Annotated in this window: 26 protein-coding genes; 19 read left to right on the top strand and 7 right to left on the bottom strand. The window is 71.4% G+C overall.

Annotated features, from left to right (window positions below; translation table 11 throughout):
- Positions 1 to 176: 176 nt before the first annotated feature.
- Both ABZ321_RS36180 and thpR read left to right on the top strand, forming a co-directional pair.
- Positions 177 to 725, top strand: coding sequence for a hypothetical protein (locus tag ABZ321_RS36180; RefSeq protein WP_344501329.1), 549 nt, complete (start codon positions 177 to 179; stop codon positions 723 to 725).
- Entirely contained in the window at positions 722 to 1,279 is a 558-nt protein-coding gene (thpR, locus tag ABZ321_RS36175; RefSeq protein ID WP_344501330.1) for an RNA 2',3'-cyclic phosphodiesterase, read from the top strand. Before ABZ321_RS36180 ends, thpR begins: the two co-directional genes overlap by 4 nt.
- 4 nt (positions 1,280 to 1,283) lie before the next feature.
- On the opposite strand, the gene ABZ321_RS36170 is transcribed toward thpR, so the two are convergent.
- The 4 genes from ABZ321_RS36170 to ABZ321_RS36155 all read right to left on the bottom strand — a co-directional run bounded on the left by ABZ321_RS36170 (position 1,284) and on the right by ABZ321_RS36155 (position 5,916).
- Positions 1,284 to 2,270 carry an aldo/keto reductase gene (locus ABZ321_RS36170; protein ID WP_354899845.1) on the bottom strand — a complete coding sequence of 329 codons (987 nt, stop codon included), beginning with the start codon at positions 2,268 to 2,270 and terminating at the stop codon, positions 1,284 to 1,286.
- Positions 2,271 to 2,294: 24 nt separating this feature from the next.
- Positions 2,295 to 3,410 carry a septation protein SepH gene (gene sepH / locus ABZ321_RS36165; RefSeq protein WP_344501332.1) on the bottom strand — a complete coding sequence of 372 codons (1,116 nt, stop codon included), beginning with the start codon at positions 3,408 to 3,410 and terminating at the stop codon, positions 2,295 to 2,297.
- 160 nt (positions 3,411 to 3,570) lie between these two features.
- Positions 3,571 to 4,689, bottom strand: a complete 1,119-nt coding sequence (gene serC, locus ABZ321_RS36160; RefSeq protein ID WP_344501333.1) for a phosphoserine transaminase — start codon at positions 4,687 to 4,689, stop codon at positions 3,571 to 3,573.
- Positions 4,690 to 4,818: 129 nt separating this feature from the next.
- A complete protein-coding gene (locus tag ABZ321_RS36155; RefSeq protein ID WP_344501334.1) occupies positions 4,819 to 5,916 on the bottom strand; it encodes a citrate synthase 2 in 1,098 nt (365 codons plus the stop codon).
- Between the two features lie 203 nt (positions 5,917 to 6,119).
- Here ABZ321_RS36155 and pdxH point away from each other — a divergent pair, with 203 nt between their 5' ends.
- From pdxH to ABZ321_RS36090, 13 genes are all read left to right on the top strand, one after another.
- Positions 6,120 to 6,719 carry a pyridoxamine 5'-phosphate oxidase gene (gene pdxH, locus ABZ321_RS36150; RefSeq protein ID WP_344501335.1) on the top strand — a complete coding sequence of 200 codons (600 nt, stop codon included), beginning with the start codon at positions 6,120 to 6,122 and terminating at the stop codon, positions 6,717 to 6,719.
- The gene (locus tag ABZ321_RS36145; RefSeq protein WP_354899840.1) at positions 6,716 to 7,951 is read left to right on the top strand and encodes an MFS transporter; all 1,236 of its coding nucleotides are present in this window, start codon (positions 6,716 to 6,718) and stop codon (positions 7,949 to 7,951) included. The genes pdxH and ABZ321_RS36145 overlap by 4 nt, the downstream gene beginning before the upstream one ends.
- Positions 7,952 to 7,967: 16 nt before the next feature.
- On the top strand, positions 7,968 to 8,906 hold the full coding sequence (locus ABZ321_RS36140) for an aldose 1-epimerase family protein (protein ID WP_354899837.1): 939 nt from the start codon (positions 7,968 to 7,970) through the stop codon (positions 8,904 to 8,906).
- Positions 8,893 to 9,498 (top strand): nitroreductase family protein, encoded by a 606-nt coding sequence (locus ABZ321_RS36135; protein WP_344501338.1) that lies wholly within the window; start codon positions 8,893 to 8,895, stop codon positions 9,496 to 9,498. Before ABZ321_RS36140 ends, ABZ321_RS36135 begins: the two co-directional genes overlap by 14 nt.
- A gap of 67 nt (positions 9,499 to 9,565) precedes the next feature.
- Positions 9,566 to 9,856, top strand: coding sequence for a type II toxin-antitoxin system VapB family antitoxin (locus tag ABZ321_RS36130; protein ID WP_033364898.1), 291 nt, complete (start codon positions 9,566 to 9,568; stop codon positions 9,854 to 9,856).
- Positions 9,857 to 10,385: 529 nt separating this feature from the next.
- The gene (locus ABZ321_RS36125) at positions 10,386 to 11,546 is read left to right on the top strand and encodes an acyl-CoA dehydrogenase family protein (RefSeq protein WP_354899856.1); all 1,161 of its coding nucleotides are present in this window, start codon (positions 10,386 to 10,388) and stop codon (positions 11,544 to 11,546) included.
- Between the two features lie 68 nt (positions 11,547 to 11,614).
- Positions 11,615 to 12,487 (top strand): DUF4230 domain-containing protein, encoded by an 873-nt coding sequence (locus tag ABZ321_RS36120; protein WP_354899833.1) that lies wholly within the window; start codon positions 11,615 to 11,617, stop codon positions 12,485 to 12,487.
- Between the two features lie 165 nt (positions 12,488 to 12,652).
- On the top strand, positions 12,653 to 13,969 hold the full coding sequence (locus ABZ321_RS36115) for an ABC transporter ATP-binding protein (RefSeq protein ID WP_354899830.1): 1,317 nt from the start codon (positions 12,653 to 12,655) through the stop codon (positions 13,967 to 13,969).
- Positions 13,970 to 14,026: 57 nt separating this feature from the next.
- Positions 14,027 to 15,085 (top strand): hypothetical protein, encoded by a 1,059-nt coding sequence (locus ABZ321_RS36110; protein ID WP_354899827.1) that lies wholly within the window; start codon positions 14,027 to 14,029, stop codon positions 15,083 to 15,085.
- Positions 15,086 to 15,114: 29 nt separating this feature from the next.
- Positions 15,115 to 15,579, top strand: a complete 465-nt coding sequence (locus ABZ321_RS36105) for a DUF4442 domain-containing protein (protein WP_344501342.1) — start codon at positions 15,115 to 15,117, stop codon at positions 15,577 to 15,579.
- 86 nt (positions 15,580 to 15,665) lie between these two features.
- The gene (locus ABZ321_RS36100; protein WP_344501343.1) at positions 15,666 to 17,141 is read left to right on the top strand and encodes a glycoside hydrolase family 3 protein; all 1,476 of its coding nucleotides are present in this window, start codon (positions 15,666 to 15,668) and stop codon (positions 17,139 to 17,141) included.
- A gap of 78 nt (positions 17,142 to 17,219) precedes the next feature.
- Positions 17,220 to 17,930 (top strand): LppX_LprAFG lipoprotein, encoded by a 711-nt coding sequence (locus ABZ321_RS36095; protein WP_354899823.1) that lies wholly within the window; start codon positions 17,220 to 17,222, stop codon positions 17,928 to 17,930.
- 4 nt (positions 17,931 to 17,934) lie between these two features.
- Complete coding sequence (locus tag ABZ321_RS36090) at positions 17,935 to 19,782, top strand: MFS transporter (RefSeq protein WP_354899820.1); 1,848 nt, start codon at positions 17,935 to 17,937, stop codon at positions 19,780 to 19,782.
- 28 nt (positions 19,783 to 19,810) lie between these two features.
- Here ABZ321_RS36090 and ABZ321_RS36085 read toward each other — a convergent pair whose 3' ends face one another.
- Positions 19,811 to 20,158 (bottom strand): DUF6401 family natural product biosynthesis protein, encoded by a 348-nt coding sequence (locus ABZ321_RS36085; RefSeq protein ID WP_344501346.1) that lies wholly within the window; start codon positions 20,156 to 20,158, stop codon positions 19,811 to 19,813.
- Between the two features lie 65 nt (positions 20,159 to 20,223).
- On the bottom strand, positions 20,224 to 20,424 hold the full coding sequence (locus ABZ321_RS36080; RefSeq protein WP_344501347.1) for a PspC domain-containing protein: 201 nt from the start codon (positions 20,422 to 20,424) through the stop codon (positions 20,224 to 20,226).
- A gap of 227 nt (positions 20,425 to 20,651) precedes the next feature.
- Here ABZ321_RS36080 and ABZ321_RS36075 point away from each other — a divergent pair, with 227 nt between their 5' ends.
- From ABZ321_RS36075 to ABZ321_RS36065, 3 genes are read left to right on the top strand one after another with little or no spacing between them, the layout of a single operon-like run.
- Complete coding sequence (locus ABZ321_RS36075; RefSeq protein WP_354899816.1) at positions 20,652 to 21,359, top strand: CAP domain-containing protein; 708 nt, start codon at positions 20,652 to 20,654, stop codon at positions 21,357 to 21,359.
- A gap of 20 nt (positions 21,360 to 21,379) precedes the next feature.
- On the top strand, positions 21,380 to 21,898 hold the full coding sequence (locus ABZ321_RS36070) for a hypothetical protein (RefSeq protein WP_354899813.1): 519 nt from the start codon (positions 21,380 to 21,382) through the stop codon (positions 21,896 to 21,898).
- Between the two features lie 55 nt (positions 21,899 to 21,953).
- On the top strand, positions 21,954 to 23,141 hold the full coding sequence (locus ABZ321_RS36065; protein ID WP_354899810.1) for an esterase-like activity of phytase family protein: 1,188 nt from the start codon (positions 21,954 to 21,956) through the stop codon (positions 23,139 to 23,141).
- Positions 23,142 to 23,169: 28 nt separating this feature from the next.
- On the opposite strand, the gene ABZ321_RS36060 is transcribed toward ABZ321_RS36065, so the two are convergent.
- A complete protein-coding gene (locus ABZ321_RS36060) occupies positions 23,170 to 23,493 on the bottom strand; it encodes a DUF6401 family natural product biosynthesis protein (protein WP_344501351.1) in 324 nt (107 codons plus the stop codon).
- Between the two features lie 105 nt (positions 23,494 to 23,598).
- Between ABZ321_RS36060 and ABZ321_RS36055 the strand changes: the two genes are divergently transcribed.
- A complete protein-coding gene (locus ABZ321_RS36055) occupies positions 23,599 to 24,048 on the top strand; it encodes a DUF6328 family protein (RefSeq protein WP_344501352.1) in 450 nt (149 codons plus the stop codon).
- Positions 24,049 to 24,089: the final 41 nt, after the last annotated feature.

The raw sequence follows: 24,089 nt of genomic DNA, 5'->3' as shown, positions 1-24,089 counted from the left end.
GTCCGGTGGCGACGAGGGGTGCCACCGGACCGCCCCGGTTTCGTCGGGGGCGGGGGCGGGGGCTGGCGGAAGTGGGGGCGGGGGCTGGCGGAAGTGGGGCGCGGATGGTTGCGAGTCGGTGCCGAAGTTGGGTTGATCGGTGGCGGTCGCTGTCTGCGGGGGCTTAGCCTCGGAGTGTGGGCGTGCTGCACGGCCTGCTGGTCGTCGGTGCCATCGGGCTGATCGCCGTGGCGCCGTGTCTGGTGTGCCTGCTGCTCATCTCCGCGGACGAGATGCTGGAGCGCGGGGTGCGGGCGGTCAAGCGGGGCGGTCGGGGGATCGGCCGGGGGATCAGGAAGGTGCTCGTCCGGAAGGCGGGCAGGCCCGGGTGGCAGGACGGGCGGGTGCGGCGGTGGTGGCACCTGAGCTGGGCGGGGCGGGTGCTGCACACGGTGGCCGCGGAGAGCCCGCCGGCGCCGGCGGGGCCGCCGATCGAGCAGCTGGCAGGGGACCTGCGCCGGCTCAACAGGCTGCGGATGGGAGTGGCGACCAGGTCGCCCGTGTGGTTCAACGCGGTGCAGCGGGCCTATGACGAAGCGTTGCGGGTCGCGTGCGGACAGTTGGGGGTCGACCAGTACCTTGGCGAGGTGAGCGGGGTCGATCTGGAGGTCGAGCGGTTGCGGGTCGAGGGTGAGCTGCAGCGGGCGGGGCTGGCGTTGCGCGACACGAAAACCGGGCAGCGGTGAGGTTGTTCATCGCGGCGTACCTGCCGGCGGAGGTCGAGCGGCACTTCGCGGGGATGGTCGGCGGGCTCAACGTGGCCAGGCCGATGCCGGAGGGGCGCTCCGTGAGGCTCGTGCCGGCCGGGCAGTGGCACCTGACCCTCGCGTTCCTCGGTGAGGTCGAGGACGAGCGTAAGGACGACGCGGTCGAGCTGGTCCATGGGCTGCGGGAGCAGGGGCCGGGGCCGGTGGTGCGGATCGCCGGGGGTGGCAGGTTCGGGCGGGGGAAGTTCACCACGCTGGTCGCGAAGGTCGACGGGGAGGTGCAGCCGCTCGGCGACGCGGTGCGCCGGCAGCTGAAGAAGCGCAGGCTGCCGTTCGACCGGCGGCCGCTGCAGCCGCACGTCACGATCGCCCGGCCCGGGGACCGGTTGCCCGCGGGGGAGCTGGAGAGCGACCTGGAGACGCTGCACGGGTATCAGGGGCCGCAGTGGCACGCGGACGACGTACGGCTGATGAAGAGCGAACTCGGGCCGCGGCCCACCTACGAGGTGCTGGCCACGGCCCGGGACACGTGAAGCTTTACCAGGCCCAGGCTTCCGGGCCGGGGCCGCCGTTGCCGACGGGCGGGAAGAGCTCGTCGAGCCGCTGCAGCGTCGCCTCGTCCAGCGGGAGCGACAGGGCGCCGAGCGTCGAGTCGAGCTGCTCGACGGTGCGCGGGCCGATGATCGGGGCGGTGACGCCGTCCTGGGCCAGGAGCCACGCGAGGGCCAGGTTGGACGGGTCCACGCCGAGCGAGGCGGCGAGCTTCTCGTAGGCCTCGATCGCGGCGCGGTGCTTCTCCAGGCCTTCGGCGGCGCGGCCTTCTGAGGACCGGCCGGCGGAGCCCGCGGTGGCCTTCGCGATGGCGCCGCTGAGCAGGCCGCCGTGCAGCGGCGACCAGGGGATGACGCCCAGCCCGTACTGGCGGGCGGCCGGCAGCACCTCCAGCTCCACCGTGCGGGCCATGAGGTTGTAGATGCACTGCTCGGCGACCAGGCCAAGGAAGTGCCTGCGCTGCGCCGACTCCTGGGCCTGGGCGATGTGCCAGCCCGCGAAGTTGGACGAGCCGACGTAGAGGACCTTGCCCTGGGCGACGAGCACCTCCATCGCCTGCCAGATCTCCTCCCACGGCGTGCTGCGGGAGATGTGGTGCATCTGGTACAGGTCGATGTAGTCGGTCTGGAGACGCTTGAGCGACGCATCGGCCTCGGCGATGATGTGGCGCGCGGAGAGGCCCTGACCGTTGGGCCACTCCTGCATCTTGCCGTAGACCTTGGTGGCGAGGACGACCTTCTCGCGCCGGCCGCCGCCCTGGGCGATCCAGCGGCCGATGATCTGCTCGGTGACGCCCTCGCCGAGCTTCCACCCGTAGACGTTGGCGGTGTCGAAGAAGTTGATGCCGTGGTCCAGGGCCCGGTCCATGATCGCGAAGCTGTCAGGCTCGGTGGTCTGTGGCCCGAAGTTCATGGTGCCCAGGCACAGGCGGCTGACCGAGAGGCCGGTCCGCCCGAGGTTGGTGTACTCCATGACCACCAACCTATCCCGCAAACCTCAGCTGGTTTCCCGAGCGGCGGAAGGCGCCCCGCCGAACAGCACGTCGTCCCAGCTCGGCAGGCGCTTGCGCGGCTTCTCCGCGGTGGCCGGCTGCTCGGGAGAGGCGGCCGAGGGCGTGTTGCGGCGCGGGCGGAGCACGGCGAGCGACGGCACCGCCGGGATCTCCTTGCTCTGGTCGCTGTCGTCGTCGAACGGGGAGCGGCCGATCAGCGCGGCGGCGCCGCGGGCCCGGTTCTCACCCTGCGCGACCGGGGCGGGCGCGGCCGGCTCCTCGGAGGAGCCGGGAGCGGCGCCCAGCGGGCGGTCGAGCGAAGCGAGCAGCGCGTCCCGCCCGGCCCGGATCGGGTCGTTGGTGAGCGCGCCCAGCCCGCGGCCGCGGCGCTCCGGCTGGACGGTCGACGGCTGGACGTTGGACGGGCGGATCAGGTCGTGCCCGCCGCTGCCGTGCCGCAGCGGGTCGGGGCGCACGCCGAGGTCGCCGCGGCTGGTCTCGCCGCGGCTCGGCAGGGCGCGGTCCGGCGCCGGCGGCTCCTGGCCCAGCACGTGCGGGGCGCGCTCGGTGCACAGGTACTGCGCCATGTCGTCGTGCGGGGCGACCTGCTGGCGGGCCTTGTCGAGCTCCCACACGGCCTGCGCGGTCGCCTTGCCGCTCGGCCACGTGGCGGTGATCCGCCAGGTGCCGTCCTCGCGCCGGTACGCGTCCCAGGAGATCTTCTCGGTGTCGATGCCGTGCTGGCCGAGGCGCGCGTCGACGACCTCGGCGAGCGAGGAGCCCTTGTCGGACGTCTTCAGCCGGGTGCGGCGGGCGTGCTGCGCGAGCATCGCCCGCTCCTGCAGGACGGGGCCGGCATAGCGCAGGACGCGGTCGACGGGGACGCCGGCGACCCGGGCGACCTCCTCGGCGGACTCGCCGGAGCGGATGCGGGCCTGGATGTCGCGCGGCGCGAGCTGCGAGGCGGCGGTCTCCATCGTCGCGGTCGCATGGCTCTGGTCGGGGCGCAGCGCGCTCTGGACCCGGTCGTCGATCGGGAGCGCGAGCAGTCGGCCGACCTCATCGGCGAGGACGAACGCTTGGCCGTCCTCGGAGAGGGCGACGAATCGCACAGGCCGCATAGCGTGCCTCCGTCCCACCCGCATCGGCGCCGACTTTCCCGGCACCACTCGGTCACAGTACGCGTAACCCTAGCTGGAACGAAGTGTGCCGCGCCGACAGAAAGCAAACAGGAACGCCCGCCACCTCAGCAAACAGGCGGCGGGCATTCGTACACACAAACTAAAGTCGCTCGATGACGTAATCGATGGACGCCGTCAGCGCCTCGATGTCGGCGGGGTCGACGGTCGGGAACATCGCGATCCGGAGCTGGTTGCGGCCGAGCTTGCGGTAGGGGTCGGTGTCCACGATCCCGTTGGCGCGCAACACCTTGGCCAGCGCCGTCGCGTCGACGGACTCGTCGAAGTCGATGGTGCCGACGACGTTGGAGCGGACCGAGGCGTCGGCGACGAACGGCGTCGCGACCGGCGAGCGCTCGGCCCAGCCGTACAGGATGGACGCCGACTCGGCGCTGCGCTTGGTCGCGAACGACAGGCCGCCACCGGCCAGCATCCAGTCGACCTGCTCGGCGGTGAGGAAGATCGTCGACAGTGCCGGCGTGTTGTAGGTCTGCTCGAGGCGCGAGTTGTCGATCGCCGTCTGGAGGTCGAAGAAGTCGGGGATGTACCGGCCGGACTCCTTGATCTCCGCGACCCGGGCGATCGCGGCCGGCGACATGATCGCGATCCACAGGCCGCCGTCGGAGCCGAAGCACTTCTGCGGGGCGAAGTAGTAGACGTCGGTCTGCGACACGTTGACCTCGAGGCCGCCGGCGCCCGAGGTGGCGTCGGTCAGCACCAGCGCGCCCTCGTCGGCGCCGTCGACGCGCTGGACCGGCACGGAGACGCCCGTCGAGGTCTCGTTCTGCGGGGAGCAGTACGTGTCGACGCCGGCCTCGGCGCGCAGGAACGCGGCGGTGCCCGGGTCGGCCTTCACGATCGTCGGGTCGCCGATGAACGGCGCCTTCTTCGCGGCGCTGCCGAACTTCGCGCCGAACTCGCCGAAGCTCGCGAACTGCGCACGGTCGCGGATCAGGCCGAAGACCGCGATCTCCCAGAACGCGGTGCTGCCGCCGTTGCCCAGGACGACCTCATAGCCGTCGGGGATGCTGAAGAGCTCGGCGAAGCCACGGCGGAGGCGGGCGACCTCGTCGCGGACGGTCTTCTGCCGGTGGCTGGTGCCGAGGTACGAGGTCGCGACACCGGCGAGGGCCTGCACGGCCTCGGGCCGGACCTTGCTCGGGCCTGAACCGAAGCGGCCGTCGGCGGGCTTCAGCTCATCGGGAATGCGGATGTCGACCATGTGGGTACTCCGGGATGCGGCGGCGGGCGGGCAGGTACGGGTACCCCGCGAATCCTGCCACCTCCGCCGCCGCGATCCAGGTCGATTCAGCGTCGAGGGCGACGCGCGTCACACCGGACGCGCGGCGCGTCACGCCACGTTGGACCAGCCCTCGACGTCCTGCGGCTTGCGCGGGCCGGGGCCGACGTACGTCGCGGACGGCCGGACCAGGCGGCCCAGCTCCTTCTGCTCGAGGATGTGCGCGCTCCAGCCGGCGACCCGGGCGCAGGTGAACATCGACGTGAACATGTGCGCGGGGACCTCGGCGAAGTCGAGGACGACCGCGGACCAGAACTCGACGTTGGTGGCGAGGACCCGGTCGGGGCGGCGGGCGTGCAGCTCGGCGAGGGCCGCCTTCTCCAGGGCCTCGGCGATCTCGAAGCGCGGCGCGCCGAGCTCCTTGGCGGTGCGGCGCAGCACTCGGGCGCGCGGGTCCTCGGCACGGTAGACGCGGTGGCCGAAGCCCATGAGCCGCTCGCCGCGGTCGAGGACGCCCTTCACGTAGCCCTCGGCGTCGCCGCTGCGCTCCACGGCCTCGATCATGCCCAGCACGCGCGACGGCGCGCCGCCGTGCAGCGGGCCGGAGAGCGCGCCGATGCCGGAGGAGATGCAGGCCGCGGCGTCGGCACCGGTGGAGGCGACGACCCGGGTGGTGAACGTGGAGGCGTTCATGCCGTGCTCGGCGGCGGAGATGAAGTAGGCGTCGACGGCCTTGACGTGCCGCGGGTCGGGCTCGCCCCGCCAGCGGCGCATGAACCGCTCGACGATCGTGTCGGCCTTGTCGATCTCCTTCTGCGGCACGGCCGGCAGGCCCAGGCCGCGGGCGGCCTGCGCGACGAACGACAGGGCGGTGACGCTGACCCGGGCGAGGTCCTCGCGCGCCTGCGTGGTCTCGATGTCCAGCAGCTGGCCGAGGCCCCAGTAGGGGGCGAGCATGGCCACCGCGGACTGCACGTCGACCCGGATGTCACCGGAGTGCACGGGCACCGGGAACGGCTCGGCCGGCGGCAGGCCGGGGCCGAACTTGCCGTCGACCAGGAGCGCCCAAACGTTGCCGAACGACACCTGGCCGATGAGATCCTCGATGTCGACGCCGCGATAGCGCAGCGCGCCGCCTTCCTTGTCGGGCTCCGCGATCTCGGATTCGAAGGCGATGACGCCCTCGAGTCCCGGCTTGAAATCGGACATCTCGCACTCCTGCTGGTCTGGGGTGTCTGACTAGGTTTGTTACCCGCCGGTGTTCCCTTTTGTCATCTTCGCCCCGGTGGGGTGCCAGCGCCGACTGAACGGGGGCTCAATGTGTCTTCCGTGACACATCTTCACGCATTTGCGACCGTCGGAGGAAGGATGTGAGCGTGAGACCCAGCACATCGCCGCAAGATTTGTCGCGGATGAGAAACGAGTACAGCGGCGAGCTGACCGAGCAAGGACTCGCCGGGACGTGGCTGGAGCAGTTCGCCACCTGGTTCGCCGACGCGGTCGAGGCGGGCCTTCCCGAGCCCAACGCGATGCTGCTGGCGACCGCCGACGGCAGCGGGCGGCCGAGCGCGCGGACGGTGCTCCTCAAGGGCTATGACCAGCGCGGATTCACCTTCTTCACCAACTACGAGTCGCGCAAGGGCCACGACATCGCGGCCAACCCGCGGGCCTCCCTGGTGTTCCCGTGGTACCCCCTGCACCGCCAGGTCATCGTCATCGGCGCGGTCGAGAAGGTGTCCCGCGAGGAGACCGAGGAGTACTTCGCGATCCGCCCCCACGGTGCCCAGGTCGGGGCGTGGGCAAGTCCACAATCGCGGGTCATCGGATCCCGCGACGAGCTGGAGGCGTTGGTCGCGTCGGTCGAGGCCGCCGAGGGCCCGCTGACGGCACCCCCGCACTGGGGCGGCTACCGGGTCAGCCCCGACGAGGTCGAGTTCTGGCAGGGCCGCCCCAGCCGGTTGCACGACCGCCTCCGGTACACCGGCGGCAAGGTCGAACGGCTCGCGCCTTGAGCGTGCAGGAGGCCCTGCGCAAGCATGTGATCGACGTCCGGCCGCTGCGGCATGTGGCCTATCGGCGGCTGTTCGTGGGCAACGCGGTGTCCTTCTTCGGCGTCCAGTTCACCGCCGTCGCCGTGCCGGTGCAGGTGTACGAGATCACCAAGTCGGCCCTGTGGGTCGGCATCGCCAGCTTCGTCGGCCTGGTGCCGCTGATCGTGTTCTCCATCTGGGGCGGCGCGATCGCGGACGCGTTCGACCGGCGCAAGGTGCTGCTGACCAGCTCGACCCTCATGTGGCTGACGACGCTCGGCCTGCTCGCGCAGGCGGTCCTGCACATGGACAACGCCTACCTGATGCTCGCGCTGATCGCGGCGCAGTCCGCGGCGTTCGGCGTCAACAGCCCCGTCCGGCAGGCGATCATCCCGGCGCTGATCGACGAGGGCGAGGTCGCCTCGGCCAACACGCTGAGCTTCACCGCCTCCAGCGTCTCGTCGATCTTCGGCCCGGTCGGCGCGGGTCTGGTCATCGCCAACGCCGACTTCGCCGTCGCGTACGCCGTCGACGCCGTCCTCTTCACGATCGTCCTGTGGGCGGCCCTGCGGTTGCCGGCCCTGCCGCCGGCCGGGGTCGCGAAGACCACGGGCGGGCTGCGGGACATCCGCGACGGCCTGCGGTTCCTCGCCGGCTCGAAAGTGATCCTGCTGACGTTCGCGATCGACATCGCCGCGATGGTCCTCGCGATGCCGAAGGCGCTGTTCCCCGTCGTCGCCGACCAGCGCTACGGCCCGGCGTCGCTGGGCTGGCTGTACGCGTCGATCGCCATCGGTTCGACGCTCGCCGGTCTCACGTCCGGCTGGATCGGCCGCGTGCACCGGCAGGGCGTCGCGCTCGTGCTCGCCGTCGTCGGCTGGGGGCTCGCGGTCGCGGCCGCCGGCGCGGTCCCGTGGCTGTGGGCGTGTGTAGCTTTCATGGCGCTGGCCGGTGCGGCGGACATGATCAGCGGGGTGTACCGGCAGACGGTGCTCCTCAGCGCCCCCGACGAGATGCGCGGGCGGCTGCAGGGCGTGTTCTTCGCCGTCGTCGCAGGAGGTCCACGTCTGGGTGACCTTCGGGCCGGCTCGATGGCCGATGCGACCGGCGCCACGTTCTCCTGGGTCAGCGGCGGGATCGCGGCCGCCGCGGTGGCCGTCCTCCTGGGCCTGACATTTCCCGTCCTGCTTCGGTACACCGACCGGTCGGACTGACGATATTGTCGCGGCCATGGACACCGCCGCCGCCGCGCAGCTCTCGCACGCCCCTTCCGGTACACAGTGGACGATCGCCTCGGGCGGCCATGAGGCCGTCATCGTCGAGGTCGGCGGTGGCGTGCGCAGTTACACCGTCGACGGCGCCGACGTCGTCGCCGGCTACGCCGAGGGGGAGCACGCGGTCGGCTGCGCCGGCCAGGTCCTCGCCCCGTGGCCCAACCGCATCCGCGACGGGCAGTACGCGTTCGGTGGCGACCACCTACAGCTGCCGCTGACCGAGCCCGAGCGTCACAACGCCATCCACGGCCTGGTCAACTGGGTCCGCTGGCGGCTCGTCGACGCCGCGCCCGACAGTGTGACCGTCGAGCACGACCTGGTGCCGCAGCCGGGGTACCAGTGGCCGCTGCGCCTGCGCACGACCTGGTCGGTCGGCGAGGGCGGCCTGCGGGCCGAGCACGAGGTGACCAACGTCGGCGCCGAGGACGCGCCGTTCGGGCTGGCCACCCACCCGTACGTGCTGGTGCCGGGCGTCGCGGTCGACGACCTCACCCTGAAGGTCCCGGCCCGTAGCCGCCTGCTCGTCGACGCGCGCCTCCTGCCGATCGGCGCCGCCCGGGTCGCCGGCAGCGAGTACGACTTCCTCGACGGCCGCCGGCTCGGCGGCACCATCCTGGACACGGCGTTCGGCGAGGTGGTCCCCGACGCCGACGGCGGCTCGCAGGTCACGGTCACCGCCCCCGACGGCCGCGGCGTCACGGTCTGGGCCGACTCGTCGTTCGGCTGGTGGCAGGTGTACTCCTCCGACACGCTTCCCGCCGATCGGCTGCGCAAGGCGCTCGCCATCGAGCCGATGACCTGCCCCCCTGACGCGTTCCGGTCCGGGCGTGATGTGGTGACCCTGGAGCCGGGAGCGTCCTGGCACGGGGTTTGGGGGATCCGTGGAACTGTCTGAGGCGATCCGCCGTCGGCGGATGGTCCGAAACTACGACGCGTCGCGGCCGGTGGACCCAGCCGTGATCGACAAGCTGCTGGGGTACGCGACGCACGCCCCCTCGGCGGGGTTCTCGCAGGGCTGGGAGTTCCTGGTCCTGACCTCCGACGAGGACCGGGCCAGGTTCTGGGCGGCGACCTCCCCGCCCGACACGGCCACGACCTCGTGGCTGGACGGGATGAGCCAGGCGCCGGTGATCGTCGTGCCGCACAGCCACCGCGACGCCTACCTCTCGCGGTACGCCGAGCCCGACAAAGGCTGGACCGACCGCGACGAGGCCCGCTGGCCGGTGCCCTACTGGCACATCGACACCGGGATGGCGAGCCTGCTGGTGCTGCTGGGCGCCGTCGACGAGGGCCTGGGCGCGTGCTTCTTCGGCATCCCGCCCGCCTCCGACGCGGCCTACCGAGCGGCGTTCGGGGTGCCTCCCGAGTACACCCCGATCGGCGCCATGACCATCGGCTACCGGGCTCCGGACGTGAAGTCGCCGTCACTCAAACGGGGCCGCCGCGAGTCCGGCACCGTCACGCACCGCGGCCGCTGGGGGTCTTGAACACGCTCGGCGGCGATTCTGTCGCACCTAGTCGGTACCCTGACACGGTCAGGGGGGTGAGACGTTCATGATCTTCAAGGCGGTCCGCGACGGTCGGCCTTATCCGGAACATGGGCTGACGCTGAAACAGTGGTCCGAGATCCCGCCGCGCCCGGTGCGGCTCGACCAGCTCATCACCACCAAGCGGGAGCTGGCGCTCGACAAGCTCCTCGCCGAGGACTCCACGTTCTACGGCGACCTGTTCCCGCACGTGGTCCAGTGGGAGAACGGGCTGTACCTGGAGGACGGCCTGCACCGCGCGTTACGCGCGGCGCTGCAGCAACGCACCTCGATCCATGCACGGGTCCTCCAGGCCTGAGGCCCGCACCCCGGTGCGGGCGGGCCTTCGGTGCCAAGGGTCGGAGACGGTCGCCTTCGAGCGGCCGTCTCCGCCTCTGCGCGTTCGCGTCCTGCTGTTTCGCACGCCCCACCGACGCGGCCGGTCCGCGGGGTTCACCGCTGCAGAACGGCCCCCGGCTTGCCTTCCTCCCACATGCAAGGCCCGTGATCCAAGGACGGATCTGGTCGCGGGGGTAGCCGCCTGGCGACTTGGATCACGCCCGCGGCGTCGAGTCTCGTGCCGGGCGGGGTGACCGCCGCGCGTGCTGTGATCCAAGGATGGGACTGGTCGTTGGGGTGGCCGCCTGGCGACTTGGATCACGTCGGCTGTGCTGAGCGTCGTGTCCGCCCGGGTGTTCCGCCGGTCGCTCTGTGGTCCAAGGAGGGAACTGGGCGGTGGGGTCGGCCGGCGAGTTGGGTGGTGAGTGCTGTCGGGTGGGGTGGTTTGGGGGGTTGGGCGGCGTCTGGGCGGGAGAGGTGGCGGCTGACTTACAGTGTTAGTTATGACGATGCGGCCTCTGGACCTGCTGGACGTTGACGCGCTGCACTCGGAGGAGGAGCTGGCGATCCGGGCCGTGGTGCGGCGGGTCGTCGACGACCACGTGCGGCCCAACGTGGCCGGCTGGTACGAGCGCGGGCAGGTGCCCGTCCGGGACCTCGCCAAGGAGTTCGCGTCCATCGGGCTGCTCGGCATGCACCTGAGCGGGTATGGGTGTGCCGGGGCCAGTGCCGTCGCGTACGGGCTGGCGTGTCTGGAGCTGGAGGCCGGCGACTCGGGTGTCCGGAGCCTGGTCAGCGTCCAGGGTTCGCTGGCGATGTTCGCGATCTGGAAGTACGGCTCCGACGAGCACAAGGACCGCTGGCTGCCCGGCATGGCCGCGGGCGACCTGATCGGCTGCTTCGGGCTGACCGAGCCCGACCACGGATCCGACCCGGGCTCGATGACCACCCGCGCCCGGCGGGACGGCGACGACTGGATTCTCGACGGCACCAAGATGTGGATCACCAACGCGCCGGTCGCCGACGTGGCGGTGGTGTGGGCGCGGACCGAGGCGGGGATCGGCGGGTTCGTGGTGCCGATGGACACGCCGGGGGTGACGGCGCGCGAGGTCAAGCACAAGTTGTCGCTGCGGGCCTCGTGTACGGGCGAGATCGTGCTGGACGGGGTGCGGCTGCCCGGGGAGGCGCTGCTGCCGGACGCGAAGGGCCTGAAGGCGCCGCTGTCGTGCCTGACCGAGGCGCGGTACGGCATCGTGTGGGGCGCGCTCGGGGCGGCCCGTGACTGCCTGCACACCGCGCTGGACTACGCGGGGGCGCGGGAGCAGTTCGGCCGGCCGATCGCCGGGTTCCAGCTGACCCAGGCGAAGTTCGCCGACGCGGCCGTCGAGCTGCAGAAGGGGTACCTGCTGGCGGTGCACCTGGGGCGCCGGGCCGACGCCGGGGTGCTCAAGCCGGAGCAGGTCAGCGTCGGCAAGCTGAACAACGTGCGGGAGGCGCTCGCGATCGCCCGGCAGTGCCGGACCGTGCTCGGCGCCAACGGCATCAGCGCCGAGTATCCGGTCATGCGGCACGCGGCCAACCTGGAGACGGTCCTCACGTACGAGGGGACGTCGGAGATCCATCAGCTGGTCATCGGGCAGAAGCTGACCGGGCTGGCGGCGTTCGGCTGAGATCGATTCGCGGCCCTTTGCGGACCCCTCTACCGTGATAGCAAGAAGATCCTCCCGGAGGAGTCAGCATGGCCCGCAACGACGAAACCGTGACCCCCGACGACTCGGACGACGTGCCGACGCAACGGCGCGGGTCGGACCCGAAGACCTCCGAATACCCCGCGATCGCGTCCGGGCCCGCTGACGACGCGCCGACCACCGGGAAGGGCAAGGGCTGGTCGCCGAAGATCGGCGATCCGGTCGACCCGCGTGGGCGCGATGAGCGGGACGCGCCGATCGTCGTGCCGGTCAAGGCCGGCGGCGGGGCGATGCGGGGCCTGTTCTGGCTGGTGGCGACGATCGGGCTGGTCGTCGCGCTGGTGCTGGGCGCGAAGACGATCGGCCTGTTCCCGGACCTGAAGAACCCGTTCGCGAAGGAGCAGACCGACCGCAGCGGCCCCGCGCTGCTCAAGTCCGTGCAGGACCTGAGCCAGTACGTGGCGGCCGAGGGCAACTTCGAGGTCATCGTCGACGTGCAGAAGGACCGCAAGTACATCCCGGACTTCCTGCTCAACGAGCGGATCCTGTTCGTGGCCGCCGGGTCGGTGGAGGTCTACGTCGACTTCGCCGGGATCGGTCAGGGCGCGGTGAAGGAGTCCGACGACCGGCGGACGGTCGAGATCACGCTGCCGGCGCCGCAGCTGCGGCCGGTGCGGATCAACAACGACCGCAGCTACGTCTACCAGGAGGACCGCGGGCTGTTCAACCGGCTGGCGGACGCTTTCAAGTCGGACCCGAACCGGCTGCAGGAGGTCTACAAGCTCGCCGAGGAGAAGATCGGCACGGCCGCCAAGGAGGCCGGTCTCAGCAAGCGGGCCGAGGAGAACACCAGGAAGATGCTGCAGCAGTTCCTCGGGGCTCTCGGGTACACGTCGGTGACCGTAAACTTCCCCGCGTCGTGAGCGGCGGCCGTCACTGCCAACTTTCCTACCAGTAGTTGTGTGGTAACACGCTGAACACTGGTCATTTACCCGATGGACCAACTTGCGTGCCCCTCGTCACAGTACTTGACTCGGGGTGACTGAGTTATCCGCGAATTGCACTGCTGACTCGGGGTGGAGGTGACGGTGGCTACCGTCGCACTCAAAGATGTGATGAAGGTCTTCGCCGACGGCACGGTGGCCGTCGACCGAGTGAACCTTGACGTGGGACAGGGCGAGTTCATGGTGCTCCTCGGTCCCAGCGGCTGCGGCAAGTCGACCTTGTTGCGCATGGTCGCGGGCCTGGAGGACCCCACCTCCGGTGCGATCATGCTCGACGGCGACCTCGCCAACGATCTCCCGCCGCGCGAGCGTGGGGTCGCCATGGTCTTCCAGGACTTCGCGCTCTATCCGCACATGACCGTCGGGGAGAACATCGGCTTCCCCCTGCGGCTGTCGGGGGTGGAGCCGGAGCCGCGCGCCGAGCAGGTCGCCGAGGTGGCCAGCGCGCTGGGCATCGGTGACGTGCTGGCCCGCAAGCCCGGGCAGCTGTCCGGTGGCCAGCGCCAGCGGGTCGCGATGGGCCGTGCCATCGTGCGCCGCCCGAAGCTCTTCCTCATGGACGAGCCGCTGTCCAACCTGGACAGCGGCCTGCGGGCGGAGCTGCGGGCGGAGATCTCCGGTCTCGTGCGTGAGCTGGGTGTCACCACCATCTACGTCACCCACGACCAGGCCGAGGCGCTCACGATGGCGGACCGGGTCGCGATCCTGCGCAAGGGCGTCCTGCAGGACGTCGGGACGCCGACGCAGGTGTACGGCCGGCCCGCCACGCTCTACGTCGCCGCGTTCCTGGGCAGCCCCCGGATGAACCTGCTGGAGGCCGAGGTCTACGTGCACCTCGACCGCCACATCGCGCTGCACATGGGTGACCAGGTGCTCCACCTGCCGTGGAACGATCTGCGCTCGCGCCAGGTCGCGCACTTCCACGGCGAGCGGATCGTCATCGGCGTGCGGGCCGAAGCGCTGACCCCGGTGCCGGACACGACCGGCGGCGACGTGCTGCGCGGGCGCATCCGGTACCTGGAGCACCACGGCCACGAGTCGCTCGCGTTCCTGGACATCGGCGCGACCGCGGTGATCGTCGACGAGATCGGCGCGCCGCCGACCGACATCCCGATCAACGGCGGCGGGCTCAAGCGCTTCGTCGGCAAGCTCACCGGCCGCGGCGGCTCGGAGGACCTGGAGCTGGTCGGCGCCGGCGGCCGCAACGGGCGGCGCGCCCCCCAGCGCGACAGCGTCCTGAGCGACCCGGGCCGGCACCACCGTCGCCCGGCGGAGCTCGCGGTGCGCCTCGCGCCGTACCCGGCGGTCACGCACGGTCACCCGTTGACCGTCGCTGTGCGCATGGAAGCGCTGCACTTTTTCGATGAAAGGGGACAACGCATCGATGTGGGGTGGCGCTGAGTGACGCGGCTGCTCTAGCCTGCGGCGAACTGGCCCTCCGACATAGGGGATGCTCCGATGGCGGCATACGGCACGACGGGCGGCGGTCAACAACCCGGGAGCGGACTGCTCATCATCGAGCGGATCCTCCGCGACCGGGAGTCGATCTGGCGCCAGATCGGTGAGGAGCGGGACCTCGGCAAGCTGACGTTGCAGATGCTCACCAGCTCGGTGCTGGCGCTCGCCTGCTACGGCGCGGTGCTGGGGGCTTCGCACAGCTTCGCTCAGGCGGGCCTGTCCGCGCTGAAGCTGCCGCTGCTGTTCCTGATGACGCTCGCGATCTGCCTGCCGACGCTGTACCTGTTCAACCTGGTGTTCGGCGCCAGGTTGCAGGTCCGGCAGGCACTCGCGCTGGTCATGGTCACGATCACGGTGACCGCGGTGCTGTCCCTGGCGTTCGCGCCGATCAGCCTGTTCTTCCTGCTGACGGCGTTCAGCTACTCGTTCTACAAGATCCTCAACGTGGCGATCCTGGCCATGACGGCGTTCGTCGGGCTGAAGTTCCTCACCAGCGGCATGCACGCGCTGAACGCCCACACGGCCACGGTCGCGGCGGCGCGGCGCGCGGAGCAGGAGGCGCGGGAGGCGCAGGAGCGGGCCGAAGCGGAGGCGATGGCCGAGCTGGCAGACGCGTCGCAGGACGCACCGGTGTCGCCGGCGCCCGCCGGTGCCGACGCCGCAGACGATGACAAGGCGGCTGTCCCGGCCGCGTCGGTGTCGGCCGGGGCCGCGGCATCGTCTCCGCAGGCCAACGGGGCGGTCCAGATCGCGGCGGCGCCGCCGGTGGTGTACCCGCCGAAGCAGCCGCTGCTGCTGCCCGACGGCCGCTACGCGTTCCCGGTGGCGCCGCCGCTCCCCACGCCGCGCACCGGGGCCTTCACGCTGGCGCCCGGCGAGCGCCCGGCCAGCATGACGCTGCTGCACGTGTGGATCCTGCTCTTCGGCTTCGTCGGCACCCAGCTCGCGTGGACGCTGCGGCCGTTCGTCGGCGAGCCGCACGAGCCGTTCCAGGTGTTCCGGCCGATCGAGGGCAACTTCTACGTCAACATCATCCACACGATCGGCGAGCTCTTCTAAGTCTTGCTACCGGTCGGTAACCTCGGCGCATGACCGTTGATGCCAAGGTACTGGCGACCAACCTGATCTCCGCAGTCCCGTTCGCGCGCACCGTCGGAATCGAGATCACCGACGTGCGCGTGGACGGCGACGACATCAGCGCCACCGCCACGCTCCCGGACGAGGAGCGGCTGCACAACCACGTCGCCGGGCCGCACGCCGGCGCTATTTTCACGCTGGGCGAGACCGCATCCGGCGCCGTCGTGATGGCGGCGTTCGGCGAGCACCTCGCGCTGGGCACCCCGCTGGCGGTGCGGTCCGACATCGCGTACCGCAAGCTCGCCGCCGGGCCGGTCCAGGCCGTCGCCCGGCTCGGCCGGCCCGTCAGCGAGGTTCTGGCGGAGCTGGCCGCCGGCGAGCGCCCCGAATTTCCCGTCGCGATCGAGGTCACGAGGGCCGACGGCGCCGTCACGACCGAGATGACAGTGGTCTGGACCATCCGCCCCCATCGATGACCGGGCCGTTAACTACTGGAAGGTTTCTTGACTATTACGGAGCTGTGATGTGACCATTCTCGCCAGGCGCGAAGGGTGGTTGACGCATGGACGCAAGCACGGGGGACGACCTGGTCGGCATGGCGAACGCCGTGCTTCAGCCGGGATTCGTGGGCAAGGAGCCCCCGCCGTGGGTCCGCCGCCGCCTCGCCGAGGGGCTCGGCGGCGTCGTGCTCTTCGCTCGCAACGTCGTCGACCGTGACCAGGTCGCGGAGCTGACCGCGGCGCTTCGCGCCGAGCGCGAGGACGTCATCGTCGCCATCGACGAGGAGGCCGGCGACGTCACCCGCATCGATGCGCACAGCGGCAGCCCGTGGCCCGGCAACCTCGCCCTCGGCGCCGTCGACGACACCGCGCTGACCCGGGAGGTCGCCTGCCACATCGGCCGCGACCTCGCCTCGGTCGGCATCACCTTCGACTACGCGCCCGACGCGGACGTCAACTCCGACCCCAACAACCCGGTCATCGGCTCCCGCGCGTTCGGCGCCGAGCCCGAGCGCGTCGCCCGGCACACCGCCGCGTGGATCACCGGCCTGCAGGAGGCGGGTGTCGCCGCCTGCGCGAAGCACTTTCCCGGGCACGGCAACACCAGTGTCGACTCGCACCTGGACGTGCCGATCATCAAGGCCGGGCGGGCCGACCTCGACGCGACCGAGCTGGTGCCGTTCCGTGCGGCGATCGCCGCCGGCGTGCGCGCCGTCATGAGCGCCCACCTCCGCGTCCCCGCGCTCGACCCGGACCTGCCGGCCACCCTCAGCCCGCGGATCATGACCGACCTGCTCCGCGGCGAGCTCGGCTTCGACGGCCTGATCGTCACCGACGGCATCGAGATGCGGGCGATCTCCGACCGCTACGGCTTCGCGCAGGCCACCGTCCTCGCGCTCGCCGCGGGTGCCGACGCGATCTGCGTCGGTGGCGACCACGCCGACGAGGAGACGGCCAACCTGCTCCGCGACGCGATCGTCGCCGCAGTGCGCTCCGGCGAGCTGCCCGAGTCGCGGCTCGCCGACGCCGCTGCCCGGGTCGCGCGGCTCGCCGCCTGGTCGTTGAACGCGTCCCGCACGCCGCCGGACCCGCAGGCGGGCGCGCTCGGGCTGTCCGCGGCCCGCCGGGCGCTGCGCATCACCGCGCCCGACGCCACGTTCCCGCTCGCCGCGCCCGCGTACGTGATCGAGTTCCAGCCGGAGCTCAACTTCGCGATCGCCCCGGAGACGCCGTGGGGGCTCATCGCGCCGCTCGCCGAGCTGGTGCCCGACACCTCCGGGGTGCGGCTGTCCTCGGAGGAGGGCCTGCCCGACGCGTTGCGCTCGTCCATCGGTCGTCCGTTGCTGCTGGTGGTACGGGACCCGCACCGCTACCCGTGGATCACCGACGCGCTGAAGGCGTCCCTCGCCGTGCGCCCCGACGCGGTCGTGGTCGAGATGGGCGTGCCCGCCGCACCGCGGGGCGACCTGCACATCGCCACGTTCGGCGCGACGGCCGCCTCCGGCCGGGCGGTCGCGGAGCTGCTCGCGGGGCGCTAGACCTGCCGCTCGGTGACTTCGCCGCTGCCCAGGGTCACGGCTCGCCCGTTGTTTCGTTGCGCGGTCTAGCATGCCGGTATGCCCCGCACTCGTGCTCTGCTGGCCGGTTTCACGGCCTTGCTCTTCGTCCTGACAGGCTGCACCAGCAAGTCCAAAGAGGACGACGCCGGGAAGGCGGATCCCAACCTGCCGGCCGCAGACGGGCTGCTCAAGGAGTCCGCGACCGCGATGGGCGGGATCACGTCCGCGAAGTTCCTCATCACCGCCGACGGCACCATCGCCGGCGTGGCGCTCAAGCGCGCCGACGGCGTGCTGACCAAGGAGGGCAACGCGCAGGGGACCGCCCAGGTCGAGCAGATGGGCGCGACGGTCGACATGGCCTTCACCATCGTGGGGCAGACCATGTGGCTGAAGGGTCCCACCGGCGACTACCAGCAGCTGCCGCTGGCCCTCGCGGCATCGGTCTACGACCCGTCGGCGATCCTCTCGCCCGACCGCGGCATCGCCAAGGTCCTGGGCACCGCCACCAACGGCAAGACCGAGGCCACCGAGAGCGTCGACGGCCAGGAGGCCTACCGGCTCTCGACCGACAACTCCTCGCAGACCCTCGCCAACGTGGTGCCCGGCGTCACCGGCTCCGTGCCCGGCAAGTTCTGGATCGCCAAGGACGGCAAGAAGCTGCTGAAGGCGGCGTTCACCCTGCCCGCCGTCGGCGAGGCCAAGGGCGGCACGGTCACCATCACGTTCAAGGAGTTCGACGCCCCGGTCACCATCGCCCCGCCGAAGTAAGCAGATGACGTCGACTGCGCCCGCCTCCGGGGGCGGGCGGCGGCGGCTCGCCGTCAGCGTGGGCGGGGTGGCGGTGCTGCTCGCCGCGCTCGACGCCTACGTGATCGTCGGGGTCCTCACCGACATCATGGACTCCCTGCACATCGCCGACACCCGGCTGGAGCGGGTCACCCCGGTCGTGACCGGCTTCCTGCTCGGATACGTCGCCGGGATGCCGCTGCTCGGGTCGCTCTCCGACCGGTTCGGCCGCCGGGCGCTGCTGGTCGCGAGCCTGCTCGGGTTCGCCGCCGGCTCCGCGCTCACCGCCGCGTCCGGCGTGCTCACGGCCGCCTCCGGCGGCGAGATCTGGCTGCTCACCGGCGGCCGCACGCTGCAGGGCATCGCCGGCGGCGCGCTGCTGCCCGTCACCGTCGCCCTCGTCAGCGACCTGTGGCCCGACCGCGGCCGCCACCTGGTCCTCGGCAACATCGGGGCGGCGCAGGAGCTCGGCAGCGTCCTCGGCCCCCTGTACGGGGTGGCGGTCGCCGCCGCGCTCGGCACCTGGCGCGGCATCTTCTGGCTGAACCTGCCGCTCGTCGCGGTCGCGATCGTCCTCGTCTGGCGCGCGGTGCCCGGCGGCCCGCCGCGGTCGTCCGCCCCGCGCAGGACCGACCTGGTCGGCGGGCTGCTCCTGGCGGTGGCGCTCGGCGCGGTGGTCGCCGCGCTGTACAACCCCGACCCCGAGCGCTCCGTCCTGCCCTCGTGGGGCTGGCCCGTCCTCGCCGGCGCCGCGGTCGTGACGGTGCTGTTCGCGCTGTGGGAGCGCCGGGCCCGCACCCGCCTGCTGGACCTGACCGGCGCTGCCAAGCTGCCGTTCTTCGCTGTCCTGGTGGCGAGCTGGTGCGCCGGCGTCGCCCTCATGGTCACGCTGGTCGACGTGGAGCTGGTCGCGCAGACCCTCCTGCGCAAGTCCGGCGTCGAGGCCACCCTGGTGCTGACCCGCTTCCTGGTCGCCCTCCCCGCGGGGGCGATCCTGGGCGGCCTGCTGCTCCGCCAGTCCCGCCGGGCAGCCGTGCGGGACGTCCCTTCCGGCGCGGAAGCTCTCGACCTGGCTGCCGCTCCCGCCGGCGAGAGCCTGCTCAGCCCCGCCCGTCCCGGCGCTCTCAGCGCTGCCGAACTTCCGGCAGTGGGCAGCCCCTATGGCGCCGGCGCCGATGATGCCGGTGCTGCCGATGCCGGCTCTGGTGGTGCCGGTGCCGGTGCCGGTGCCGGTGCCGGTGCCAGTGGCGGTGTCGGTGTCGGTGCTGGCGGTGCTGGCGGTGGTGTCGGTGCTGGTGGGTCGGGTGCGGGGCGGGTGCGCGAGCGGGCGGTCGCCGTCGGTGGGCTCGTGCTGGCGGCGGTCGCGTATCTGCTCATCGCGGGCTGGCCGGAGGACGTGCTCGCCGCGCGGCACCTGGGGTTCCTGCCCCGGCTGGACACGGACCTGGCGCTCGCCGGGCTCGGGCTGGGGCTGGTCATCGCTCCGCTGTCGGCGGCGGCGCTGCGGGCGACCCCGGCGTCGCAGCACGGGGTGGCCTCGTCGGCGGTGGTCGTGGCACGGACGATGGGCATGCTGATCGGGGTCGCCGCCCTGACGGCGTGGGGACTGCACCGGTTCCACGAGCTGACCGCGAACCTCGACTTCCCGCTGGTCTTCGGCAAACCGGCCGAGGAGCAGCGGCGGCTGATGTCCGCGTACGCGAACGCACTCCAGGACGCCCTGCGCACCGAGTACCGCGAGATCTTCCTGATCACCGCGGCCGTCTGCCTCGCGGGCGCCGTCGCGGCCGCGTTCATCGGCGGCCCACGCGAGAACCCTCCACCGCCCGGCTAGCAGCGGTCCGGAAGAGGTGGGAGGTGGGTCAGCTGTGGCCGGCGGAGCGGGCCAGGGTGCAGATGGCGATGAGGCGGACCGTGGGCCACTCGGCCTTCGACCAGTCGAGCTCCGAGGTCGGCGGCAGCTGCCACTGGGCCTCGATGAGAGCGTCGCGGACGCCGGTGGCGTAGCTGGCGAGGGCGACGGCGTTCGGGCCGTGCTCCGGGTCGCCGAGGGCGTCGCGGACCGAGGCGGCGTGCTGGTCGACCGCGGCCTGGAGGCCGGCCGAGGCGGCGGCGGCCGCCAGGCCGGACTCGCCGAGCCAGGTCATCAGGCCGTTCAGGGTCGCGCGGGCGGCGGTGTGGCGGGTGGCTTCGGCGAGGTCTTTGAACATGCCTCCGAGTTCGACCGGTCGGCCGGCCGGTTGACCGGCGAACCCGGAGCGCACCCGTGCGGACCTCAGTTGTAACTGGGCGACTTCGACTCGTCGGGCATCAGGACCCACAGCACGATGTAGATCACGAACTGCGGGCCCGGCAGCAGGCACGAGATGAGGAAGATGAGCCGCATGACGTTGGGCGACATGCCGAACCGGCGGGCGAGGCCGGAGCAGACGCCGGCGATCCAACGGTTGTCCCGGGGCCTGACCAGAGTGGACATTGCTGCTCCTTCGACGGGCGGATCGTTGTTGTAGCTCAACGGTATGAATGCCCGGGGCCGTCGCCCTCCAACCTTTGATGGAACTTCGGCGGCCGGTCCACTAGGGACCCACCCGCACGGGTAGCCGGTCGGTTGCCGACCGTTGCGGGCCAGTTGACCTGCTCACGAGCGCTGCGAGGCACCCGATACCAACTCCGTCAAGCTCACCGACGGAAGGTTTTCCCATCGTGACCCGGTTCCCTCGCCGTGCCACCATCCTCGCCGCCGTGCTGCTCGCGGCGCCGCTCGGCTTCACGCTCACCGCCACCGCCGCGACGGCCGCCCCCGCCGCCGCGCAGGTCGTCACCGCCGCCGGTGACGCGGTCGCCGGTGCGGACGTCACCGCCGCGGTGTCCAAGAAGAAGAAAAAGAAGAAGAAGTCGACCGCCAAGAAGCCGGTCACCACGCCGACGAAGAAGCCGACCACCAAGCCCACCACCAAGCCGGTCACCACGCCCACCAAGACGCCCACCACCGCGCCCACGACGCCCGCCACCAAGCCGGTGGAGAGCAGCTCGCTGGAGAGCGAGGTCGTGACGCTGACCAACAACTACCGCAAGGCCAACGGCTGCGGCGCCCTGCGCATCGACTCGCGGCTGGTCGCGGCGGCGCGCAACCACAGCACCGACATGGTGACGAACAACTTCTTCAGCCACACCGGGTCCAACGGCAGCACGTTCGTGCAGCGTGAGGTCGCCGCCGGGTACACCACCGGGGCGTCGGCGGAGAACATCGCCTGGGGCTACCGGTCGCCGCAGGAGGTCGTCACCGGCTGGATCAACAGCGAGGGCCACCGGGCCAACATCCTCAACTGCAGCAGCGTCGCGGTCGGTGTCGGCCTCGCGTACAAGGCGGACGGGACCCCGTACTGGACCCAGGACTTCGGCCGCGTCTGAAAACCGTGTAGAAACACTGCGTGACCATTCGTAAAGCCGTGCTGTCGGCGGGCGTCGTACTGGCGCTCGCCGGCTGCGGCGACGACCCGGCGGGGCAGGGCAGTCCGCAGGACGCGAAGCGCAACGGCGCCGTCTACGACACCGCCGACATGTGCGGCATCGCCACCGACGACCAGCTCAAGGCCGCGCTCGGCGAGGCGCCGGGCACCAGGGAGCGCCGCGACACCGACTCGCTCAAGGCGTGCGCGGTCGACGGCGCCTCCGGCGACTTCTACCTGTTCCTGACGCTGGTCCGCCCCTCGTCGGGCGCCGCGCAGCAGGTGGCCTACGACAAGAACGCGGCGCAGGACGCGAAGTCGATCGACGCGTCGACGTTCTCGGTCGCCGGTGACGGCGAGGCGTACGTGGAGGCCGCCAGCGGCGAGCTCGTCGTGCGCGTGTCGTTCGTGTACTACCAGGGCGGCGGCAGCATCACCGACGGGCCGGCCGTCGTCGCGCGGCTGCGCACGCTCCAGGAAGCGATCACCAAGAAAACGTAGGCCGATCACCGGAAGCACCTGGGTGGTTCACCCGGGCCGGTTAGCGTCGCGGCCCATGAGGAATCTCCGACGTGCCGGTGCCGGCTTGGGTATCGGCGTGCTGACGCTGGCCCTTGCCGCGCCGAGCGCTGAAGCGCACGACACCTACGGCCGCGCCACCCTGACCGGCTTCGCCGCGCTGCCGGCGGCCACGTTCGTCTCCGCCAGCGACCCGTCGGGCTCGCTGTTGGGCGGCACGCCGTCCAACGGGATCACGCCGCCGTTCGCCGACCAGCCGGTCCAGGGCTTCAGCGGCATCGCCCGCAATGGGGACGGCACGTTCGAGGTGCTCTCGGACAACGGTTACGGCAACAAGGCCAACAGCGCCGACTTCGTGCTGCGCATCCACCGGGTGGCCCCGGACTACGGCAACCACACGGTGGACGTGGTCGGCGGCATCAACCTCACGGACCCGAACGGTCTCGTGCCGTTCGCGCTGACCCGCCCCGACCGGGTGCTCACCGGCTCGGACTTCGACGTCGAGTCGATCCAGCGGGCGAAGGACGGCACGTACTGGATCGGCGACGAGTTCGGCCCGTACCTGCTGCACTTCGACCGCGCCGGGCGGCTGCTGCAGGCGCCGATCCCGCTCGACGGGGTCCGCGCGCCGGAGAACCCGGCCGGCAACCCGAACCTGAACAGCAGCAAGGGCTTCGAGGGCCTCGCCCAGTCGCCCGACGGCCGGAAGCTGTACGCGCTGCTGGAGGGCGTCGTCGCCGGCGACGCGCCCGGCGGCCTGCGGCTCAACGAGTTCGACGTCGCGTCCCGCGCGTACACGGGCAAGCGCTGGATCTACCAGCTGGAGGACCCGGCCAACGCGATCGGCGACGCGATCGCCGTCGACGATGACCGCTTCCTCGTCATCGAGCGCGACAACGGCCAGGGCGCGACCGCGAAGTTCAAGCGGATCTACCTCGCCGACAAGCGCGACCGCAACCGCGACGGCAAGCTCGACAAGACCCTCGTGGCGGACCTCATGAACCTCGCCGACCCGCGCCACCTCGGTGGGGACACGGGCACCTTCACGTTCCCGTTCCAGACCATCGAGGACGTCGTCATCCTCGACGACAAGACCCTCGGCGTGGTCAACGACAACAACTTCCCGTTCTCCAACGGGCGCACGCCGGGCCAGCCTGACAACAACGAGTTCATCACCATCCGGCTGACGGACCCGCTGCACGCCGACAAGCGCTTCCTGAAGTAAGCGCCTGAGGCGAGCAACAAGTAGGCGCCTACGAGGGGATCAGCGAGCAGACCGCCAGCAGGCGGAGCATCGCCCAGGTCGGGCGGGACCAGTCGTCGAGGGTCTCGCCCGCGTCCCTGGCGGCGTCGCGGATCGCCGCCGCGTAACCGGCGAGGGCCACCGGGTCGAGCAGCGTGCCACCGAGGGACTCGCGGACCGCGGCGGCGTGCTGGTCGACCCGCGCCAGCAGGTCGGGCCGCATGGAGACCGCCACACGGCCGGGGCGCCCGACGGCGGAGGCGAGCTCGGCCAGCCCGGCCCGGGCGATCCACGCGCGTCGACCGGACGTCAACTCATCGAAGGGTGCGCTCACGTTCGCGACCATATGCCCAGCATGCAACCGGTCGCAGCCCCGACGCGCCGGGTTTGACCCGATCGCCAGTTTCGTTCTGGCGACCGGTTGGGTAAAAGAACCCGCATGGCCGATCGCGACGAGAGCCCCGTTGAGCGTTCCGACCGGAATTGGACCGAATTGCTGCAGGAGCTGCGGGTCGCGCAGACCGGCGTGCAGATCTTGTTCGCCTTCCTGCTGACGATTCCGTTCAGCCAGCGGTTCGCGGAGATCACGGCCGTCCAGCGTGGAACGTACATCGTGACGCTGGTGCTCACCGCCCTGGCGACGCTGTGCCTGATCGCCCCGGTCAGCCATCACCGGATCCTGTTCCGCCGGGGCCGCAAGGAGCAGCTCGTCGAGACGAGCGACACGCTCGCGCAGATCGGCCTCGTGTTCCTGTGGCTCTCCGTGGTCGGCGCCGTGTTCCTCGTGTTCGAGGTCGTCGTCGCGGTCTCGTGGGCGATCGTGGCGGCCACCACGCTCGGGGTGTTGTTCGTGCTGGTTTGGTACGTGTTTCCCACCCTGAAACGCTAGGCAGCTTGAGTATTGACACCCTTGTGTGCGGTGAGACACAG

The sequence above is a fragment of the Dactylosporangium sp. NPDC006015 genome (assembly GCF_040614215.1).
GTDB lineage: Bacteria > Actinomycetota > Actinomycetes > Mycobacteriales > Micromonosporaceae > Dactylosporangium > Dactylosporangium maewongense.
Note: the sequence above shows the minus strand (reverse complement) of the source record. Positions and strands in the feature narration are given on the sequence as shown.

What these genes read in the sequence shown, in the direction of transcription:
- ABZ321_RS36170 (WP_354899845.1), bottom strand. Translation starts at nt 2,270, where the DNA reads ATGGAGTACACCAACCTCGGGCGGACCGGCCTCTCGGTCAGCCGCCTG.
- sepH (WP_344501332.1), bottom strand. Translation starts at nt 3,410, where the DNA reads ATGCGGCCTGTGCGATTCGTCGCCCTCTCCGAGGACGGCCAAGCGTTC.
- serC (WP_344501333.1), bottom strand. Translation starts at nt 4,689, where the DNA reads ATGGTCGACATCCGCATTCCCGATGAGCTGAAGCCCGCCGACGGCCGC.
- ABZ321_RS36155 (WP_344501334.1), bottom strand. Translation starts at nt 5,916, where the DNA reads ATGTCCGATTTCAAGCCGGGACTCGAGGGCGTCATCGCCTTCGAATCC.
- pdxH (WP_344501335.1), top strand. Translation starts at nt 6,120, where the DNA reads ATGAGAAACGAGTACAGCGGCGAGCTGACCGAGCAAGGACTCGCCGGG.
- ABZ321_RS36140 (WP_354899837.1), top strand. Translation starts at nt 7,968, where the DNA reads ATGGACACCGCCGCCGCCGCGCAGCTCTCGCACGCCCCTTCCGGTACA.
- ABZ321_RS36130 (WP_033364898.1), top strand. Translation starts at nt 9,566, where the DNA reads ATGATCTTCAAGGCGGTCCGCGACGGTCGGCCTTATCCGGAACATGGG.
- ABZ321_RS36125 (WP_354899856.1), top strand. Translation starts at nt 10,386, where the DNA reads ATGCGGCCTCTGGACCTGCTGGACGTTGACGCGCTGCACTCGGAGGAG.
- ABZ321_RS36120 (WP_354899833.1), top strand. Translation starts at nt 11,615, where the DNA reads ATGGCCCGCAACGACGAAACCGTGACCCCCGACGACTCGGACGACGTG.
- ABZ321_RS36110 (WP_354899827.1), top strand. Translation starts at nt 14,027, where the DNA reads ATGGCGGCATACGGCACGACGGGCGGCGGTCAACAACCCGGGAGCGGA.
- ABZ321_RS36105 (WP_344501342.1), top strand. Translation starts at nt 15,115, where the DNA reads ATGACCGTTGATGCCAAGGTACTGGCGACCAACCTGATCTCCGCAGTC.
- ABZ321_RS36100 (WP_344501343.1), top strand. Translation starts at nt 15,666, where the DNA reads ATGGACGCAAGCACGGGGGACGACCTGGTCGGCATGGCGAACGCCGTG.
- ABZ321_RS36095 (WP_354899823.1), top strand. Translation starts at nt 17,220, where the DNA reads ATGCCCCGCACTCGTGCTCTGCTGGCCGGTTTCACGGCCTTGCTCTTC.
- ABZ321_RS36090 (WP_354899820.1), top strand. Translation starts at nt 17,935, where the DNA reads ATGACGTCGACTGCGCCCGCCTCCGGGGGCGGGCGGCGGCGGCTCGCC.
- ABZ321_RS36085 (WP_344501346.1), bottom strand. Translation starts at nt 20,158, where the DNA reads ATGTTCAAAGACCTCGCCGAAGCCACCCGCCACACCGCCGCCCGCGCG.
- ABZ321_RS36080 (WP_344501347.1), bottom strand. Translation starts at nt 20,424, where the DNA reads ATGTCCACTCTGGTCAGGCCCCGGGACAACCGTTGGATCGCCGGCGTC.
- ABZ321_RS36065 (WP_354899810.1), top strand. Translation starts at nt 21,954, where the DNA reads ATGAGGAATCTCCGACGTGCCGGTGCCGGCTTGGGTATCGGCGTGCTG.
- ABZ321_RS36055 (WP_344501352.1), top strand. Translation starts at nt 23,599, where the DNA reads ATGGCCGATCGCGACGAGAGCCCCGTTGAGCGTTCCGACCGGAATTGG.